The sequence below is a fragment of the Streptomyces sp. NPDC104106 genome (genome assembly GCF_055584345.1).
In genome coordinates this window covers 352804-372320 of the sequence record NZ_JBVJMF010000008.1, presented here as the reverse complement: position 1 = coordinate 372320, position 19517 = coordinate 352804, and the positions used below count along the sequence as shown (strand labels likewise).

The window sequence follows — 19517 nt, the reverse complement described above, 5'->3', positions numbered from 1 at the left end:
TCCGAGCGCGGGAAGAACTCGTACCAGGACCCGAACAGCGCCCGCTCCCGCTCCACCAGCAACGGCATCGGGTCCGAGGCCGTGACCAGCTCCCGTAGCGGATGGCGCTCCAACACGGCCCGCACCCGCGCCGACAGGGCCGGCGCGAGCCGCTCCCGCACCGAGCGGGAGTCATCGCGCAGGGCCGCCACCGCGTCCCGTACGAGCGGGCGGTGGGCCTTCGGGACGCCCTCGGCGGCACGCTCGTACAGCCGGGCGCCCTCCTCCAGCACCAGCGCGGTGTCGATACCGGCCGGGATCTTCACGCTCGCGTGGTGCCGCCAGGTGGCCAGCGGATCCGACCAGGCCTCCACGGCGTACGTCCAGCGGCCCGGCTCACCGGCGGTGACGACGGCGCCCCAACGGTCGGTCCCCGGGGCGAGTTCGCGCATCGGCGTCCAGGGCCCCGGCCGGCCGGCCGGGTCACGCAGCACCACGTTCGCCGCGACGGCGTCGTGGCCCTCCCGGAAGACGGTGGCCGACACCTCGAACGACTCACCGGTCACCGCCTTGGCCGGCCTGCGCCCGTGCTGGACCACGGGGCGTACGTCGAGGACGGGGATACGGCCGAGGGTCGTCCCCGCGGGGGCGGAACCGGCGTCGGCGGCGCCGGGCGGACCGGGTGGGCCGGCGACGGGCTTTACGACGTTCTTGCCCTTTGTCTTCTTCTTCGCCGCCGTGGCCTTGCTGCCCGGCGGTGGTCCTGACGAGTGGTGCGTGGCGGGCATGACCGCTCCTGTCCGCGTCAACGTGGGTGTGGGCGGATCGATGTGGGGAGGTGGGTCCTGCGAGGTGCTGTGGTGCGCCTGTGGGGTGGGTACGTGCAGGAGCCTTCCCACCCGGTTCGGGTGGGCAATCCGGCACTTTGTTAACTACTCGCGCGTATGTCCACCCGTCGGACCGGCCCCCTTTTCCCGGCTACCCCGCAACCGCCCCCGCACGCCCCGACACCCCGCCTGACAGGTCCCCACCGACCCCCCGGTAACCACTACCGTCGACAGTGACGACGAGACGTACAGCGCCGTACGTCTCTTCCCGCGACGCGTCCGAGGTGGCAGTGTGAAGGCGATCCGTCGGTTCACCGTCCGTCCCGTGCTCCCCGAACCCCTCCGGCCACTGAGCGACCTGGCGCGGAACCTGCGCTGGTCCTGGCATGCGGAGACGCGCGATCTGTTCCGGTCCGTCGACCCGGAGGCATGGGCCGGTGCCCAGCAGGACCCGGTGCGGCTGCTGGGCCGGGTGCGGCCGGCGCGGCTCGCCCAGCTCGCCGGGGACCGCCGGTTCCTGCGCCGGCTCGGCGCCGTGGCCGACGACCTCGACGACTATCTGACCGGCGAGCGCTGGTACCAGGCCCAGGCCGGCGGACTGCCCGCCGCCGTCGCCTACTTCTCGCCGGAGTTCGGCCTCACGGCGGCGCTGCCCCAGTACTCCGGCGGCCTCGGCATCCTCGCCGGCGACCATCTGAAGGCGGCCAGCGACCTCGGCGTACCGCTGATCGGGGTGGGGCTGCTGTACCGGCACGGCTACTTCCGCCAGACCCTGTCCCGGGACGGCTGGCAGCAGGAGCACTACCCGGTGCTCGACCCCAACGAACTGCCCCTCACCCGGCTGAAGGAGCCCGACGGCACGCCCGCGCAGGTCTCCCTCGCGCTGCCCGGCGGCAAGGCGCTGCACGCCCGGATCTGGGTGGCCCAGGTGGGCCGGGTGCCGCTGCTGATGCTCGACTCGGACGTGGAGGACAACGACCTCGGCGAACGCGGCGTGACCGACCGGCTCTACGGCGGCGGCAGCGAGCACCGCCTTCTGCAGGAGATGCTGCTCGGCATAGGAGGGGTGCGGGCGGTGCGGGCGTACTGCCGGCTCACCGGGCACCCCGGGCCGGAGGTGTTCCACACCAACGAGGGGCACGCGGGCTTCCTCGGACTGGAGCGGATCGCCGAACTCTGCGCGGGCGGGCTGGACTTCGACGCGGCTCTCGAAGCCGTGCGCGGCGGGACGGTCTTCACCACCCACACGCCGGTCCCGGCCGGCATCGACCGCTTCGACCGGGAACTGCTCGCCCGGCACTTCGGACCGGACGCCGAGCTGCCCGGCATCGACGTCGACCGGGTGCTGCGCCTCGGCATGGAGACGTACCCGGGCGGTGAGCCCAACCTGTTCAACATGGCCGTGATGGGACTGCGGCTGGCGCAGCGGGCCAACGGGGTGTCGCTGCTGCACGGACAGGTCAGCCGGGAGATGTTCGCGGGACTGTGGCCGGGATTCGACGCCGAGGAGGTGCCGATCACCTCCGTGACCAACGGGGTGCACGCGCCGACCTGGGTGGCCCCCGAGGTGCTGCGGTTGGCGGCCCGGGAGGTCGGCGCCCAGCGGGCGGAGGACGCGCTGACGCTCGGCGGCTCGGACCGCTGGGACTCCGTCGCCCGCATCCCGGACGAGGAGGTCTGGGAGCTGCGCCGCACCCTGCGCGAACAGCTGGTGCTGGAGGTGCGGGAGCGGCTGCGCGCGTCGTGGCGGCAACGGGGCGCGGGCGACGCCGAGTTGGGCTGGATCGACGGGGTGCTGGACCCGGACGTGCTGACGATCGGCTTCGCGCGCCGGGTGCCGTCGTACAAGCGGCTGACGCTGATGCTGCGCGACCCGGACCGCCTCATGGAACTCCTGCTCCACCCCGACCACCCGGTGCAGATCGTGGTGGCGGGCAAGGCGCACCCCGCGGACGACAGCGGCAAGCGCCTCGTCCAGGAACTGGTCCGCTTCGCCGACGACCCGAGGGTGCGCCACCGCATCGTCTTCCTGCCCGACTACGGCATGGCGATGGCGCAGAAGCTCTACCCCGGCTGCGACATCTGGCTGAACAACCCCCTGCGCCCCCTGGAGGCGTGCGGCACGTCGGGCATGAAGGCGGCCCTGAACGGCTGCCTGAACCTCTCCGTGCTGGACGGCTGGTGGGACGAGTGGTTCCAGCCGGACTTCGGCTGGGCCATCCCGACGGCGGACGGCGTGGGCACGGACGCCGACCGCCGCGACGACATCGAGGCGGCGGCGCTGTACGACCTGCTGGAGCAGCGGGTGACCCCGCGCTTCTACGAACGCGGCCGCGCCGGTCTGCCCGACCGCTGGATCCAGATGGTCCGCCAGACCCTGACCCTGCTGGGCCCGAAGGTGCTGGCCGGGCGCATGGTCCGCGAGTACGTCGAGCGCCTCTACGCCCCCGCAGCGCAGGCCCACCGCGCGCTGACCCCGGACACGGCGACGGACCTGGCGGCCTGGAAGTCCCGGGTGCGCGCGGCTTGGCGCGGGGTGAGCGTGGACCACGTGGAGACGACGGCGACGACGGCGACGGCGGAGCTGGGCACGACGGTGGGTCTGCGGGTCCGCGTCGGCCTCGGCGAGCTGACCCCCGACGACGTGGAGGTCCAGGCGGTCTCCGGCCGGGTGGACGCGGAGGACCGCATCACGGACGCGACGGTGGTCCCGCTGAAGCCCACCGGCGCGCCGGACCTGGAGGGCCGCCTCGTGTACGAGGGCCCGCTGGCCCTGGACCGCACGGGCCCCTACGGATACACGGTCCGCATCCTGCCGGCCCACCGGCTGCTCGCCTCGTCCGCCGAGATGGGGCTGGTGGCGGTGCCGGCGGGCGATGTGGTGGAGGGGGCGGGGGTGTTGCTGCGGTAGGGGACGCTCACTCCTCCGACAGCCCCGCGCACAGCCTCTTCAGCACCGCTCCGCATCGCCGCGCGTACGCGTGCTGAAAGCCGCGGGCCGCCGGGCCGCCGGCCCTTGTGTACCACTTGGCGGGCCGGCTGAAGGCGGCCACCGTCAGCCAGACGGTGCCGTCGCCCGTGCGGTCGACGAGGAAGGCCTCCTCGCCGCGTTCGGGGTGGCCTTCGAGGGTGCCGTAGGCCCAGCCGGCGCGGCGGGGCTGTTCGGTGGTCCAGATGATGCGGCAGGGGGCCTTGAGCAGGCCCGCCAGGGTGACGGTGACGTCGACGCCGGGGGCGGCGCGGTCGGCCGTCGCGTCGATGCCCACGCCCATCGCGCGGTGCATCTCCCAGGTGAGGACCGCCTCGGCCGCCCGCTGGAAGAGCTTCTCGCCCTCGCCGAGCCGGGTGCGGACGAAGAGGGGGTGGAAGCCGGGCGGGCAGTACGTCAGGTCGTCGCGGGTCGCGCCGACGGGCTCGTAGGTGAAGGGCGCCGAGGACATGGGTCACAAGGGTAGGCGGCACCCGGGTGTTCCTCCCACCGGGTGCCGCCTCAGGATCGACTAGGCGCTGGCCGACGCTGGTGCCCCGGCAGGCGACGTTTGCCCGTCAGGGAGCGGCGTCCGGTGCGTGCTGTCGGCGTGCCGGCCGGAAGTCCTCGTACTGGGCGTACGTGGGCTTTCGGCCGGTGCGGCGAGTGGGGGCGCCTCCCGCGCAGCGGGGAAGCGTGCCGGGCGTCGCCACGGGGCGAACGTCGCCTGCCCGGGCACTAGTTGACGTTGACCGCCGACCAGGCCGCGGCCACCGCCTTGTACTCGGTGCTGCCGGAGCCGTACAGGTCCGCCGCCGCCGACAGGGTGCCCGCGCGGGCGCCCGAGTAGTCGGTGGTCGACGTGAAGTACGTGGTCAGCGCCTTGTACCAGATCTGCAGCGCCTTGTCCCGGCCGATGCCGGTGACCGTGGAGCCGTTCGACGTCGGGGAGTTGTACGAGACGCCGTTGACCGTCTTCGCGCCGCTGCCCTCCGACAGCAGGTAGAAGAAGTGGTTCGCGACGCCCGAGGAGTAGTGGACGTCCAGGTTGCCGACCGACGAGGACCAGTAGTCGGCGCTGCCGCCGTCCTTGCTGGGCTTGTCCATGTAGCGCAGCGGGGTGCCGTCGCCGTTGATGTTGATCTTCTCGCCGATGAGGTAGTCACCGGGGTCGGAGGGGTTGTTGGCGTAGAACTCCACGCCGACGCCGCCGAGGATGTCGCTGGTCGCCTCGTTCAGGCCGCCGGACTCGCCGCTGTAGTCGAGGCCCGCGGTGTTGGCGGTGACGCCGTGGGTCATCTCGTGGCCGGCCACGTCGAGCGAGGTCAGCGGGTCGGCGTTGCCGCTGCCGTCGCCGTAGGTCATGCAGAAGCAGCTGTCGTCCCAGAAGGCGTTCACGTACGAGCTGCCGTAGTGGACGCGGGAGTAGGCGGCCTTGCCGTCGTTCTTGATGCCGCTGCGGCCGAAGGTGTTCTTGTAGTAGTCCCAGGTCTCCTGCGCGCCGTAGGCGGCGTCGGCGGCGGCCGTCTGGTTGCTGGAGGAGGTGGAGGCGGTGCCGGTGCCGAAGGTGCTGGTCGAGTTGGTGACCAGGGTGCCGGTGCCGGACGTCTTGCGGGCCAGGTTGTAGGTCTTGTGGCCGCCGCGCGAGGTGTCGTACAGCTGGTACGTCGAGCCCGACAGGTTGACGTTGAGGCTGACCGTGCCCGAGTACAGCGTCTTGCCGGTGCCGTTCGCGTTCTCGATGCCCTGGTACTCGAAGAGCTTCTTGCCCGTCGCGGCGTCGGTGATGACGTGCAGCTGGTTCGGGGTGCCGTCGTCCTGCAGGCCGCCGACGATCGTCTCGTAGGCGAGGACGGGCTTGCCGGAGGCGGCCCAGATCACCTTGCGCGCGCCGTTGGCCGTGCTCTGGGCGGAGCCGAGCGTTCTGGCGGCGGACACCGCCTGCTTCTCCGCCGTGGCGGGGGTGATCTGCGGCGTGAGCGAGGCCACCTTGATGGCTGCCTTGGTCGCCTTGGTGACGCCCTCCGTCCTGCCCGACCTGGCGGTGTGGACGACGAGGTCGCCGCCGAGGACGGGGAGTCCGGCGTAGGTGCGCTCGTAGCGGGTGTGGACGGTGCCGTCGACGTCCTTGACGACGTCCTTGACGATCAGCTTCTCCTTGGCGCCGAGGCCTATGCGCTGGGCGGTCTCGGCGGCGTTGTCCTGCGCCTTCTGCATCAGCGAGGCGTGGGTCGTGGCGGACAGCGCGGCGGGAGCGGCGGCCAGGGTCTTGGCGGTGGGCTCGGCGGAGGCGCTGGTGGTCAGCCCGGTGGAGAGCAGGGCTCCGGCGGCGACAGCGGTGGCGATGGCCAGAGTGGTGCGCTTGTGACGCGCGTAGCGGGGGCTCACTCGAAGCTCCTTCGGGTGGGGAGTCCGGGCCACGTGGGGTTACTGACCCGGAGGTGTGGGGTTGTGAAGTTGCTGTGCTGCTGCGGCGGGTGGAGAGAGAGTGACATCAAGGGCGCGTACATGTCAGGACCCTGAAGTGATGTTGACTGAAAAACGATCACCGCTGAAACATTTCGGGCGTGTGAACCCGGCTCGCCCGGGAGTGTCGAACCCCCGGACGGCGCCGTATCGCAGGGCCCGTGGCGTGCCGCTTGTGGGAAGGTCGGCTTCCAGTCGTTGCGCGCGCCCTGTCCTGCCTGGCCTGATCGTGCCCCTCGCCTTTCAGTTACCGCCCGAGCGCGAGCCGACGTTGACGGCCGCCCAGGCGTCCTGCACCGCCGCGTACTCGGCGCTCGAGGTGCCGTACAGCTCGCCCGCCGCCGCGAGGGTGCCGGTGCGGGCGTCGGCGTAGTTCGTGGTGGAGGTGAACTTCGTGGTCAGCGCGCGGTACCAGATCTGCAGCGCCTTGTCCCGGCCGATGCCGGTCACGGGCAGTCCGTCCGAGGTGGGCGAGTCGTAGCTCACGCCGTTGATCGTCTTGGCGCCGCTGCCCTCGCTCAGCAGGTAGAAGAAGTGGTTGGCGACGCCGGAGGAGTAGTGCACGTCGAGGCCGCCGACGCCCGAGTACCAGGAGTCGGCGGAGCTGCCGTCCTTGCTGGGCTTGTCCATGTAGCGCAGCGGGGTGCCGTCGCCGTTGATGTCGATCTGCTCGCCGATGAGGTAGTTGCCGGGGTGGGTGGGGTTGTTGGCGTAGAACTCCACGCCGGTGCCCATGATGTCGCTGGTGGCCTCGTTCAGGCCGCCGGACTCGTCGCTGTAGTCGAGGCCCGCGGTGTTGGCGGTGACGCCGTGGCTCATCTCGTGCCCGGCGACGTCCAGCGCGGTCAGCGGCTTCGCGTTGTTCGCGCCGTCGCCGTAGGTCATGCAGAAGCAGCTGTCGTCCCAGAACGCGTTCACGTACGAATCGCCGTAGTGCACGCGGGAGTAGGCGCCGACGCCGTCGTTCTTGATGCCGCTGCGGCCGAAGGTGTCCTTGTAGAAGTCCCAGGTCTCCTGGGCGCCGTAGGCGGCGTCGGCTCCCGCGGTGGCCGCGTCGGACGCCGTGCCGTCGCCCCAGGTGTCGTTGTCCTGCGAGAACAGCGTGCCGGTGCCGTCGGTGCCGTGGCCCAGGTCGTACGTCTTGTGGCCGCCGCGCGTGTTGTCGGTCAGCGTGTACGCCGAACCCGACCGGTCCGTGGTCAGCGAGACCTGTCCGCTGTACCGGGTGTTGCCGACGCCGGTCTCGATGCCCTGGTGCTCGTAGAGCTTCCTGCCGGTCGTGGCGTCGGTGATGACGTGCAGCTGGTTGGGGGTGCCGTCGTCCTGGAGGCCGCCGACGACCGTCTCGTAGGCGAGGACGGGCCTGCCCGTGGCGGCCCAGACGACCGTGCGGACGCCGGAGGCGGCCGGCCTGCCGGCGCCGCGTGCCTTCGCCCGCCGCACCGCCTGCTTCTCGGCGGCGGCCTTCGACACCTTCGGGGTGAGATCCGAGACCTTGACCGAGGCGCCGGTGGCCCGTATGACGTCCATGGTCTTGCCGGCCGTGTTCGTGTCCACGACCAGGTCGCCGCCGAGCACGGGCAGACCGGCGTACGTCCGCTCGTAGCGGGTGTGCAGCGTGCCGTCGGCGTCCTTCACCACGTCCTTGACGACCAGCTTCTCCCGGCTGCCGAGGCCGATGGAGCGCGCCGTGGCCGCCAGCCGGCCGTCGGCGCCGCGCAGCAGCTCGGCGCGCTGGGAGGGGGAGAGCCTGAGCGCCAGGTGCGCCGGGTTCGTGTGGTCCGGCCGCGGTGTGGTCCGCGGTGCGGCGCCTGCGGCGCCCGCCTGGAAGGCGACGGCGAGCAGCGCGGCGACCCCGGCCAGGGCGACGCCGGCCGTACGGCGGTGCGCGGTGCGGGACCGGGGGGTGCCGGACTGCGGGGTGTGGGAGGTGCGTCCGCGAGAGGAATTGCGTCTCAACACTGACTCCTTCTGCGTGGCCGCGGGTCGCGCGGCCAGGGGAGACCGGACGGTGAGGTGGGGCGTCCGGGCAGAACAGGACGTGCGCGGAACCAGGTGCGGGCCGACTCGTGCACGTGCGCGTGCGGTGGTGGGGTTGCTGTGAGTCGGCCAGGGAAGAGTGGCAGGGGATCAGTGGGCCTGTCAGGACCGCGTCACAAACTTGGCCGGAAAGCGGTCGTTGACCGGATGTTCATGTTCGGTATGCGGACTACCGGTTGTCCCCGTGCCAGGTCCGCCACAGCGCCGCGTAGGCGCCGTCCGCCGTCACCAGCTCCTCGTGCGTGCCCAGCTCCGTCAGGCGGCCGTCCTCCATGACCGCCACGCGGTCGGCGTCGTGCGCCGTGTGGAGTCGGTGCGCGATGGCGATGACCGTGCGGCCTTCCAGGACCGCGGCCAGGGCGCGTTCGGTGTGGCGGGCCGTGGTGGGGTCCAGCAGGGCGGTCGCCTCGTCGAGGATGAGCGTGTGCGGGTCGGCCAGCACCACGCGCGCCAGGGCGAGTTGCTGTGCCTGCGAGCCGTCGGTCGCCGTGCCGTCCGTGCCGAGCCGGGTGTCCAGCCCGGCCGGCAGCTCCCGCACCCACTCGTCGGCGCCCACCGCCGCGAGCGCCGCCCACAGCGCGCCGTCCGTGGCCTCCGGCTCGGCGATCAGCAGGTTGTCGCGGACCGTGCCGAGGAACACGTGGTGCTCCTGCGTGACCAGCACCACCTGGCGGCGCAGCTGCTCCGGCGCCAGATCGGCGACCGGCACCCCGCCCACCGTCACCGCGCCGGAGCCGGGCCGGTCGATGCCCGCGAGCAGCCGGCTCAGCGTCGTCTTGCCGGCGCCGGACGGGCCCACCACCGCGAGCCGCTCCCCGGGCCGTACCGTCAGGTCCACCCCGCGCAGCACCTCGCCGCCGCGCTCGTAGGCGTACCGCACGCCGCGCACGTCGATCCGGTCGTCCGCCGGCGCCGGCGCCGGCGAGCCCGCCGCGCCGCCCGCGCGGGGCGCCTGTGCCAGCCCCTCCACGCGGGCGAACGAGGCGCCGCTGTTCTGGAGTTGCTCCACCCGCATCAGGATCTGGTCCAGCGGCTCGGTGAACTGCCGCAGATACAGCGCGGCGGCCACCACCGCGCCCACGCCGACCGCGCCGCGCGCGTGCAGCCAGCCGCCGAGCAGCAGCACGCCCGCCACCGGCACGGTGTACGTGATCTCGACGGCCGGGAAGAACACCGTCCGCAGGAACAGCGTGTAGAAGCGGGTACGGCGGGACGCCTCCAGCGCGTCCCGGCTCGCCGTGATCCGCCGCCGGCGCAGCCGGAACGCCTCGACGGTGCGGGCCCCGGCCGCCGTCGAGGCGACGATCTCGGCGACCTCGGACGTGGCCGCGCCCTCGGCGAGATAGCCGTCCCGGGCCCGGCGCAGATACCAGCGCAAGCTCAGCCAGACCGGGGTCAGCCCGAGCAGCCCGAACGCCCCGAGCAGCGGGTTCAGCGCGAACACCGCGCCCAGTACGAACAGCGCCTGCACGGAGTTGACCAGCAGGTCCGGGCCGGCGTCCCGCAGCGTGCTGCCGACGGTCGCCACGTCCGCCGTGCCGCGCGCCGTCAGATCGCCGGTGCCGGCCCGCTCCACCACCGACGCGGGCAGGGCCAGCACCCGCTCGACGTACTCCTCGCGCACCCGGGCCAGCGTCCGCTCGCCGAACCGGTAGCCCACGTACCGCGCCCAGCGGGCCAGCAGCATCTGCGCCAGCGAGCACAGCAGGATCCACAGCGCCAGCCGGTCCACGGGCCCGGCGCCGTGCCCGGCGCGCACCTCGTCCACGATGCGCCCGACCAGCCACGGGCCGACCAGGCCCGCCCCCGCCGCCAGCGCGTTGAGCAGCAGCGCCGCGGCGAACGCCCGCCCGTCGGCCCGCACCAGCCGCACCGTGGCCCGCCGCACCTGCCCCCGGTCCGCGACCGGCAGCAGCCCCTCACCCGTCCCGCCCGCCGTCACCGTACGGCCCCTTCCGTGTCCTCGGCCTCGGTGTCGCGGGCCACCAGTGCCCGGTATGCGGGCTCTTCGGCGAGGAGCCGCCGGTGCGGGCCGTGGGCGGTGACCTTGCCGTCGGCGAGGAAGAGGACGGTGTCGGCGCGGTCGAGTACGAGCGGTGAGGTGGAGGTGACCAGCGTCGTGCGGCCCTCGCGCGCGGCGCGCAGTCGTCCGGCGACCGTCGCCTCCGTGTGCGCGTCCAGTGCCGAGGTCGGCTCCACGGCGAGCAGTACCTCCGGGTCGGCGAGCAACGCACGGGCCAGCCGCACCCGTTGCCGCTGGCCGCCCGACAGACTGCGGCCCTGGCCGGCGACGGCCGAGTCGGCCCCGTCCGGCAGCCCGCGCACGATGTCCTCGGCGGCCGCGGCATACAGCGCCCGCGTGAGCGCCCCCTCCTCGACCGGGCCCTCGGCGGCCACCACCTCGCGCAGCGGCCCCGCGAACAGGTCGGCCTCGTGGTCCGCGACCAGCACGCGCGCGCGGACCTCCGCCGGCGCGATCGCGTCCAGCCGTACCCCGCCCCAGGTGGCGTCGGTCGGGCCGAAGCGGCCGAGCCGGTCGACGACGGCGGCGGCCTCGGCGGGCCGGACGGCGGCCAGCGCGGTCAGCCGGCCCGGCGCGACCCGCACCCCCGAGACCGGATCGTGCAGCTCGGCCGGCCCCTCGGGCGCGGGCCGCGTGCCCTCGTCCGGCTCCGGCGCGAGACCCAGCAGCCGTACGACCCGGCGGGCGGCCACCACACCGCGGTTCAGCTCGTAGGCCATCTCCACCATGAACGCCACCGGCCCGATCAGCACCGCCACATAGCCGTAGACCGACACCAACTGGCCGATGCTGATGTCCGCCCGGGCCGCGAGCCGGGCGGCCAGCCAGGTGACGACGGCCAGGAACAGCGTGGGCAGGCCCACGCCGAGCGCCTGCACCCAGCTGGCCACCGCGCCCACCCGGTACCCCTGCGCGCGCAGTGCCCGCGAGTCCGTGCGGAAGCCCTCGGCGAACAGCCCCTTCCCGCCGAGCCCGTTGAGGACGCGCAGGCCGCCCGCGAGGTCCCCGATGCGGGCGGTGAGCACCCCCTGGCGCTCCCGGTACTCGCTCTCCGCGTGCTGCAACCGCAGCGTCAGCGGCCCGGTGACCAGCGCGAGCACCGGCAGCCCGAGCAGGACGACGGCGGCCAGCGGCGCGGAGACGGTGAACAGCAGACCGGCGACCACGGCGTACACCACGACCGAGCCGACGCCCGGCCCGACGGCGGTGAGCGCCTGCGCGAGGACCAGCACGTCGCCGACGCCGATCGTCACCACCTCACCGGCCCCGGTCCGGCGCGGCAGCGCGGCCCCGAGACGCACCACATGCCCCACGACGACCTTCATCGTGCGGAAGTTGGCGTCCATCCGCACCCGCGTCATGGTCCGGTGCCGCATGATGCTCAGCCAGGCGTTCAGCGCCCCGAGCAGGAACATCGCCGCCGTCCACGCGGCCAGCACCCCGAGCCGCCCCGGCACCAGCCCGTCGTCCACCGCCCGCGCCATCATGTACGGCTGCGCGGCCAGCAGCACCATCCACACACTGCCCAGCGCGGCCCCGGCCGCCGACCGCCCCCGCTGCCGCCACACCAGCCACCACAGGAACCGCCATCCGCCACGGGTATCGGGCACACCCGGTTCCTCGTACGCGTCGATCATCCGCACCCCGCTCGCGTCGGCCCCGCCGCCAGACGTCGAACCTATCGGGGGCGCGGACACCGGCTCCAACGAATAACCGGCGCGCGGGCCGACGGCTCAGCCCAGGATCCCCCGGTCGTACCCCACCGCCACCGCCGCCGCCCGGTCGTTGACGCCGAGCTTGGCGTACAGGTGGGTGAGGTGGGTCTTCACCGTCGCCTCGCTGATGAACAGCTCGCGGGCGATCTCGCGGTTCGACGTGCCCCTGGCCACCAGGACCAGGACCTCGCGTTCGCGGGCCGAGAGGGGTTCGCCCGCCGGGGTGCGCGGCGCGCGGACCGCGTGGACCAGGCGGGAGGCGACGGCCGGGGAGAGGACCGTACGGCCCTCGGCGGCCGCGCGGACCGCGGCGAACAGCTCGTCGCGGGGGGCGTCCTTCAGCAGGTAGCCGGTCGCGCCCGCCTCGATCGCGGGGAGCGTGTCGGAGTCGGTGTCGTAGGTGGTCAGCACCAGGACCTGGGCGCGGGCGGCCCGGCGGGTCAGTTCGCGGATCGCGTCGACGCCCGAGCCGCCGGGCATCCGCAGGTCCATCAGGATCACGTCCGGGTCCAGGGCGGCGGCCCGGGCCAGCGCCTCCACCCCGTTCGCGGCCTCCCCGAGCACCCGGAAGCCCGGCGCCGACTCGAACATGCCGCGCAGGCCGTCGCGGACGACCGGGTGGTCGTCGACGATCAGCAGGGAAATCACAGTCTCAGCGGTCATCGCGCACCAACGGTACGCGAGCCGAGACCGCCGTACCGTGCCCCGGCTCGGACTCCACCGCCACGGCGCCCGCGATGCGCTCGGCGCGGGCCCGCATGCCGTACAGGCCGAAGCCGCCGGCGGGGAGGGTACGGCGGGGTACGGCGGCCGGGTCGAAACCCGTGCCGTCGTCGCGGACGTCCAGCGTGACCTCGTCGCCCATGAAGGAGAGGGTGACCCCGACACGCGTCGCACGGGCGTGCCGGGCCGCGTTGGACAGGGCCTCCTGGGCGATCCGCAGCAGCGTCGCCGAGACCTCGTCGTGCAGCTGCTCGGCGGTGCCCGTGACCGTGAACTGCGCGCGGACACCGGTGCGTTCGGCCCACTCCGCGACCGTCTTCCGCAGGGCCTCCGGCAGGCTGTCCGCGGCCAGGGCGACCGGCGCGAGGTTGTGCACCGAGCGGCGGGCCTCGCCGAGACTGTGCCGGGCGAGGGCCGAGGCGCGCTCCAGATGAGTGCGGGCGGCGGTCAGGTCGGGGGCGTTCGCGACGACCTGGAGCTGGGCGATGATCCCGGTCAGGCCCTGCGCGAGGGTGTCGTGGATCTCGGCGGCGAGCCGGCGCCGCTCGTCGGCCACGCCCGCCTCCCGCGCCTGCACCAGCAGTTGGGCGTGCAGGGCCGCGTTCTCGTCCAGGGCCTGCTGCAACGCGGCGTTGGTCCGCTCCAGTTCCGCGATCGTCTCGGCCTGGACCGCGGCGAGCGCCTGCTCCTGCCGGGCGAACCGGGTGAACAGGGCGACCAGGCCGAGGTTGGCCCCGAACACCACGACGAAGCCCAGCCAGGCCAGCAGGCCGTGCGGCGGCATGCCGCCTACCTCGCTGCCCGCCATGGTGATCGCGGTCAGGACCAGCCCCGGCATGACCAGCCGGCGCGGCAGGTGCCGTTCGGCGCTGTAGTAGCCGGCGACGGCGTAGAACGCGAAGAACGGGTTCAGCCAGGTGAGGGCGAAGCCGAGGGCCCAGCGCACGAAGTAGAGCGTCGCGGTCGTCCGGTCCGGCGCCGCAGTGCCGCGCCGCGCCCGCCCCAGCAGCACCTGCACCGGTACGGCGGCGGCGGCCAGCACCCCGGACGCGTACAGCTCGCCCCGGCCCATGCCCACCCCGCGGGCCGCGCCCGCCGCCGTCACGACACCCACGGCGAGCAGCGCGTACGGCCCCCACTGGTCGAAGGAGACCTGGCGCTGCGGTCCCACGCCCACGGCTTTCGTCATCCCCTCAGTGTCCGGCATCCCCGGCTCCCTTCCCCGCTCCCGGCGGGCCGGCCGCTCACTCCCAGCGGAACCAGCGCGCCGCCCCGGCCGTCAGCAGCACCGTCCACGCGGCGAGCACCCCCAGGTGCCCCCAGCCGGGCCAGTGCCCGGCGGCCGCCTCGCCCAGGGCACGGGCCGCCGCGCCGAACGGGGTCAGCTCGACCACGCGGGCCAGCGCGTGCGGCATCGACTGCACCGGGACCCACACGCCCGCGCAGAACATCATCGGGAAGAACACCGCCGAGCCGATCGCGCCGGCGATCTTCGTGGTGCGCGACAGCGCCGAGACGACACTGCCGAGGGCGAGGGCGGCCGCCGCGGCGAGCAGCAGGGCCAGCAGATAGCCGGCCGGCTGCGCGGGCAGCGTCACCCCGAAGGCGACCCGGCCCACGGCGAGCGCGAGCAGCGCCGAGGCCAGCGCGACCACGCCCTGCACGGTCATCTGCGCCGTCAGCAGGGCCGAGGGCCGCGCCGGTGTGGCGGACACGCGGCGCAGGATGCCCCGCTCCCGGTAGCCGGTCAGGGCCTGCGGCAGCGCCTGCACCCCGGACATGATCAGCGCGATCAGCACGGCGATGGGCACGTAGGCGTCGACCGGGCGCAGTCCGCCCAGCGAGGCGTCCGCCTTCCGGAACGACGGGATGGAGCCGAGGATCACCAGCAGCAGCGTCGGGAACAGGAGGATCCAGAAGACGGCGGCCGGTTCGCGGCGGAACAGCCGGAACTCGGTGCGCAGCACGGCGGTGTTCACGCGGCTTCCTCCTTGGCAGAACCCTCGGTCAGGTCCAGGAACGCGTCGTCCAGGGTCGCGTCGACGACGCGCAGCTGGTGGGCGGTGACGTGGTGGCGGGCGAGCAGGGTGAGGACGGCGTTGACGGTCTCGTCGGTGCCGGACAGGGTGACCCGGTCGTCCCGGTACTCGACCGAGGCGAGCGCGGGCAGCGCGGCCAGCTCACGCTCGGCCAGCGGCGCGGACGGGGTGAAGCTGATGACGGTGGCGCCCGCCGAGCGGCGGATGAGCCCGGCGGGGGTGTCCAGCGCCGCGATCCGCCCCTTGTCGATGACGGCGATCCGGTCGCACAGCCGCTGCGCCTCCTCCATGAAGTGCGTGACGAGCAGCACGGTGACCCCGCTCGCGCGGACGTCCTCGACGAGCTGCCAGGTGTCGCGCCGGGCGCGCGGGTCCAGGCCGGTGGTCAGCTCGTCCAGCACCACGAGCCGGGGACCGCCGACGAGCGCCAGCGCGATGAACAGCCGCTGCCGCTGCCCGCCGGACAGCTTGCCGAACCGGGTGCCGAGCCGGTCGCCGAGGCCCAGCCGCTCGGCGAGCGGCCGCCAGTCGGCGGGGCGCGGGTAGAACGCGGCGTACAGCTCCAGCGCCTCGCGCACGGTGAGCTTGGCCTGCAGTTCGCTCTGCTGGAGCTGGACGCCGAGCACCCGCGCGACCTTCTCGTGGTCGGCGACCGGGTCGTACCCCGTGACCCGGATCCGGCCGCCGTCGGGGACCCGCAGCCCCTCGACGCACTCCACGGTGGTCGTCTTGCCGGCGCCGTTCGGGCCGAGGATCCCGAAGATCTCGCCCTCCTCGACGGCGAAGGAGACGCCGTCGACCACGGCCCGGCCGCCGTACGACTTGCGCAGATCGGTGACTTCGATGACGGATGGCATGCGTCGAGAATCCCGTCCGGGACCGGTCCGGCACATCGGCCGGCCCGCTCGAAGCCGCATCGGCCGATCGGTTGATGCCGCCCCCGATCGGCCGATGCCGCGCCCTGCGACCCCGCGCCCTGCCCGCCCGGTCGTAGGACCAGCGACGGAGCCGGGTCCGGCCGAAACTCGGTGGGCGATGTCAGTGCCGGTCCGTACGCTCGCGGTGATGCCCACGACACGTGCAACCACCGAGGACCGATCCGCCGTCCGCACGCTCCTGCGGCTGTGGCCGTACGTACGCCCCGTGTGCGCCCGGCTGTTCACGGCCGCGTTCGTCGCCGTCGTCGCCTCCTGTACGGGGCTGGTGATCCCGCTCGTCCTGAAGTGGATGGTCGACGGCCCGGTCGCCGACCGCGACCCGGCCGGTGTCTGGCTCGGCGCCCTGTACCTGCTCCTGCTGGGCCTGGCCGAGGCGCTGCTGTTCGGGCTGCGCCGCTGGCTCGTGGCCCGCCCGCTGTCTCAGGTGGAGGCGCGGATGCGGGCGGCGCTCTACGGGCGGCTGCAGCGGCTGCCGGTGGCCTTCCACGACCGCTGGGCGTCGGGCCAGTTGCTGTCCCGGGGCACCACGGACCTGATGCTGCTGCGCCAGTTCCTGGCCTTTCCGCTGACGTTCCTGCTGGTCAACGGCGTGACCATCCTGGTGGGCGTGGTGATCATGCTGGCGCAGGACTGGGTGCTGGGGCTGGTCATCCTCGGCCCCACCCTCCCGGTGATCTGGACCTGCGCGGTCTTCGAGCGGAGGTACGCCACGGTGGCCCGGCGGGCGCAGGACCAGGTCGGCGATCTGACGACGGTGGTCGAGGAGAGCGTGCTCGGCATCCGGGTCATCAAGGGCTTCGGCCGGCACCGCAGCCAGGCGCGCGCGTTCCGCGAACTGGCGGGCACCCTGCGCGGCACCGAGCTGCGCAAGGCGCGGCTGCTGGCCGCCATCTGGGGTGTCATCGTGACGCTGCCGGAGCTGGCGATCGGGGCGGCGCTGGTGCTCGGGGTGGACCGGGTCGCCTCCGGCGGGCTGAGCGCGGGGACGCTGGTCGCCTTCCTGAGCACGGCCCTCGCGCTGCGGTGGCCGGTGGACTCCATCGGCTTCCTGCTGGCGATGAGCCAGGAGGCGGCGACGGCCACCGAGCGGTACTTCGAGGTGATGGACGAGCTGCCGGAGGCCGGCCCGGCCGCCGCGGCGGCGCCCGCCCCGGCGTCGCCCGCCGCGAGGGGACTCCGGTTCGAGAACGTCTCCTTCCGCTACCCCGACGCTCCCGCCGGGTCCCCGCCCCTCCTCACCGGCGTCGACCTGCACATCCGCGCGGGCGAGTCCATGGCCCTGGTCGGGGCCACCGGCAGCGGCAAGACGACCCTCACCGCGCTCGTGCCGCGGCTGCACGAGGTCACCGCGGGCCGGATCACGCTCGACGGCGTCGACATCACCGCGCTGCCCCGCGAGGAGCTGCGCGCGAAGGTCGCCGTGGCCTTCGAGGAACCCACCCTGTTCTCGGCGAGCGTCGGCGAGAACGTGCTCATGGGCGCCGGACCGGACGCGGACGAACGGGCGCTGGAGCGGGCGCTGGACGTCGCGCAGGCCGCCGGCTTCGTGCACGCCCTCCCGCGGGGCGCCGACACCCGCGTCGGCGAGCAGGGCCTGAGCCTGTCCGGCGGGCAGCGCCAGCGCCTCGCGCTGGCCCGCGCGGTGGTCGGCAGACCGGACTTCCTGGTGCTGGACGACCCGCTGTCCGCGCTGGACGTGCACACGGAGGCGGCCGTGGAGGCCGCGCTGCGCCAGGTCCTCGGCGACACCACCGCCCTGATCGTGGCCCACCGCCCGTCCACGGTGCTGCTCGCCGACCGGGTCGCCCTGCTCTCGGGCGGCCGGATCGCCGCCGTGGGCACCCACCAGGAACTGCTGCGCACCAACGCCGAGTACGCGCGTCTGATGTCCAAAGGCGCCGGGGAGACGGAGGAGTCCCGTTGACCACCACGACCGCCCCCACCCCCGCCTCCGACGACGACGAACTCCCCGGCTGCGGGAAGCACGGGGCCGGGGAGGCGGACGACGCCTTCGACCGGGACGTCCTGCCCACCGCGCCCGGCGCCACCGCCGCCCTGCTGCGCTCCCTGCTCGCGCCCCTGAGGGGCCGGGCCGTGTGGACCACCGTCCTGCTGCTGCTCCAGCAGGCGGCCGTTCAGGCGGGCCCGCTGATCGTGGCCTACGCCATCGACACCGCCGTACCCGCCTTCCGCGACCACCGCCACGGCCCGCTCGTCGCGGTGGCCGCCAGCTATCTGCTGTGCGCGCTGCTCTCCGGCGGGCTCCAGTTCGCGTTCATCGAGACCTCCGCCCGGGTCAGCCAGGACGTACTGCTGGACCTGCGCGGCCGCATCTTCCGGCACGCGCAGGCGCTGAGCATCGACTTCCACGAGCGCTACACCTCGGGCCGGCTGATCTCCCGCTCCACCACCGACGTCGAGTCGCTGCGCGAGCTGCTGAACGACGGGCTCCAGGAGCTGGTGACCGTCGTGCTGTCCTTCGTCTACATCTCCGCGCTGCTGCTGTGGCTGGACCTCGGCCTGGGCGCGGTCGCCGTGGCCTCCTTCCTGCCGCTGTACTTGCTCGTGCGCATGTACCAGCGGCGGGCGGGGCGGGTGTACCGGGCGCGGTCCACGGCGATCGCGGCGGTGATCGTGAAGTTCGTGGAGACGATGAACGGCATCCGTCCGGTGCGCGCCTTTCGCCGGGAGGCCGTGAACGACGCCGAGTTCGCCGTGCTGAACCGGCGGCACGAGCGGACGAACGGGGACGCGCTGCTGGAGATGGCCCGCTATGTGGTCGGCTCCCGGCTGGTGGCCAACACGGCCGTCGCGGGCATCGTGCTGTGGGGCGCCTACCGGGTGGCGACCGGCTCGCTGGAGCTGGGCGTCCTGGCGGCCGCCGTGCTCTACCTGCGGCGCCTGTACGACCCGATCGACCGGCTCGGGATGTTCCTGAACGCCTACCAGTCGGCCGCCGCCTCCCTGGAGAAGATCGCCGGACTGCTGGCCCAGACCCCGTCCGTGCCCGAGCCGGCGGCGCCGCGCGAACTCCCGCCCGTGAAGGGCGGCTTCCCGGGCCGCGAGGTCGTCTTCGAGGCGGTCCGCTTCGGCTACCGGACCGGAGGCGAGGTGCTGCCCCGCTTCGACCTGGCCCTCCCGGCCGGACAGACGGTCGCCGTGGTCGGCTCCACCGGCGCGGGCAAGTCCACGCTCGCCAAGCTCCTCGCCCGCTTCTACGACCCCTCCGGCGGCCGCGTGCTCCTGGACGGCGTGGACCTGCGCGAGCTGCCCGTGCCCGAACTGCGGCGCGGGGTGGTCATGGTGACCCAGGAGGCGTTCCTGTTCTCCGGGTCGGTCGCCGACAACATCGCCATCGGCCGGCCCGACGCCACCCGCGAGGACATCGAGCGGGCGGCCAAGGCGATCGGCGCCCACGAGTTCATCAGCGCGCTGCCCGACGGCTACGACACCGACGTGCGCAAGCGCGGTGGCCGCATCTCGGCCGGCCAGCGCCAACTCGTCGCCTTCGCGCGGGCGCTGCTCGCCGACCCGGCGGTGCTGATCCTGGACGAGGCGACCAGCTCGCTGGACATCCCCGGCGAGCGGGCGGTGCAGCGGGCGATGGCGACGGTGCTGCGCGGCCGTACGGCGGTGGTGATCGCGCACCGCCTGTCGACGGTCGAGATCGCGGACCGGGTCCTGGTGATGGAGCACGGCCGCATCGTCGAGGACGGCTCACCGGCCGACCTCGTCGCCGGCACGGGCCGCTTCGCGGACCTGCACAGGGCCTGGCGCGACAGCCTGGCCTGAGGCGTTC

General features: G+C 73.7%; 12 protein-coding genes and 1 pseudogene. 3 read left to right on the top strand and 10 right to left on the bottom strand.

Annotated elements, in window-relative coordinates; all coding sequences use genetic code 11:
* Positions 1-767 (bottom strand): maltotransferase domain-containing protein (locus tag ACZ60X_RS21685; RefSeq protein ID WP_469600728.1); only part of this gene is annotated, 767 nt, incomplete at its 3' end.
* Between the two features lie 331 nt (positions 768-1098).
* Between ACZ60X_RS21685 and ACZ60X_RS21680 the strand changes: the two genes are divergently transcribed.
* Complete coding sequence (locus ACZ60X_RS21680; protein ID WP_469600726.1) at positions 1099-3717, top strand: glycosyltransferase family 1 protein; 2619 nt, start codon at positions 1099-1101, stop codon at positions 3715-3717.
* Positions 3718-3724: 7 nt separating this feature from the next.
* Here the strand turns inward: ACZ60X_RS21680 and ACZ60X_RS21675 are convergent, their stop codons facing one another.
* From ACZ60X_RS21675 to ACZ60X_RS21635, 9 genes and pseudogenes are all read right to left on the bottom strand, one after another.
* Positions 3725-4246, bottom strand: coding sequence for a DUF1990 family protein (locus ACZ60X_RS21675; protein ID WP_469600724.1), 522 nt, complete (start codon positions 4244-4246; stop codon positions 3725-3727).
* A 266-nt stretch (positions 4247-4512) separates the two neighbouring features.
* Positions 4513-6162, bottom strand: a complete 1650-nt coding sequence (locus ACZ60X_RS21670) for a M4 family metallopeptidase (RefSeq protein ID WP_469600722.1) — start codon at positions 6160-6162, stop codon at positions 4513-4515.
* A 327-nt stretch (positions 6163-6489) separates the two neighbouring features.
* Positions 6490-8199: pseudogene (locus tag ACZ60X_RS21665) on the bottom strand (M4 family metallopeptidase); the annotation flags it as partial.
* Between the two features lie 250 nt (positions 8200-8449).
* Positions 8450-10222 carry an ABC transporter ATP-binding protein gene (locus ACZ60X_RS21660; RefSeq protein ID WP_469600720.1) on the bottom strand — a complete coding sequence of 591 codons (1773 nt, stop codon included), beginning with the start codon at positions 10220-10222 and terminating at the stop codon, positions 8450-8452.
* Complete coding sequence (locus ACZ60X_RS21655) at positions 10219-11940, bottom strand: ABC transporter transmembrane domain-containing protein (protein ID WP_469600719.1); 1722 nt, start codon at positions 11938-11940, stop codon at positions 10219-10221. The genes ACZ60X_RS21660 and ACZ60X_RS21655 overlap by 4 nt, the downstream gene beginning before the upstream one ends.
* Before the next feature lie 96 nt (positions 11941-12036).
* The gene (locus tag ACZ60X_RS21650) at positions 12037-12681 is read right to left on the bottom strand and encodes a response regulator (RefSeq protein WP_469600717.1); all 645 of its coding nucleotides are present in this window, start codon (positions 12679-12681) and stop codon (positions 12037-12039) included.
* Positions 12671-13930 carry a sensor histidine kinase gene (locus ACZ60X_RS21645; RefSeq protein WP_469600714.1) on the bottom strand — a complete coding sequence of 420 codons (1260 nt, stop codon included), beginning with the start codon at positions 13928-13930 and terminating at the stop codon, positions 12671-12673. The genes ACZ60X_RS21650 and ACZ60X_RS21645 overlap by 11 nt, the downstream gene beginning before the upstream one ends.
* 55 nt (positions 13931-13985) lie before the next feature.
* Complete coding sequence (locus ACZ60X_RS21640; RefSeq protein WP_469600712.1) at positions 13986-14720, bottom strand: ABC transporter permease; 735 nt, start codon at positions 14718-14720, stop codon at positions 13986-13988.
* Positions 14717-15637 carry an ABC transporter ATP-binding protein gene (locus ACZ60X_RS21635; protein ID WP_469600709.1) on the bottom strand — a complete coding sequence of 307 codons (921 nt, stop codon included), beginning with the start codon at positions 15635-15637 and terminating at the stop codon, positions 14717-14719. The genes ACZ60X_RS21640 and ACZ60X_RS21635 overlap by 4 nt, the downstream gene beginning before the upstream one ends.
* A gap of 208 nt (positions 15638-15845) precedes the next feature.
* Between ACZ60X_RS21635 and ACZ60X_RS21630 the strand changes: the two genes are divergently transcribed.
* Together ACZ60X_RS21630 and ACZ60X_RS21625 are read left to right on the top strand one after the other, a co-directional pair.
* Positions 15846-17642, top strand: coding sequence for an ABC transporter ATP-binding protein (locus ACZ60X_RS21630; RefSeq protein WP_469600707.1), 1797 nt, complete (start codon positions 15846-15848; stop codon positions 17640-17642).
* Positions 17639-19510: an ABC transporter ATP-binding protein gene (locus ACZ60X_RS21625; RefSeq protein WP_469600705.1), complete on the top strand. Its 1872-nt coding sequence runs from the start codon at positions 17639-17641 to the stop codon at positions 19508-19510. The genes ACZ60X_RS21630 and ACZ60X_RS21625 overlap by 4 nt, the downstream gene beginning before the upstream one ends.
* The last annotated feature ends 7 nt before the right edge of the window (positions 19511-19517 follow it).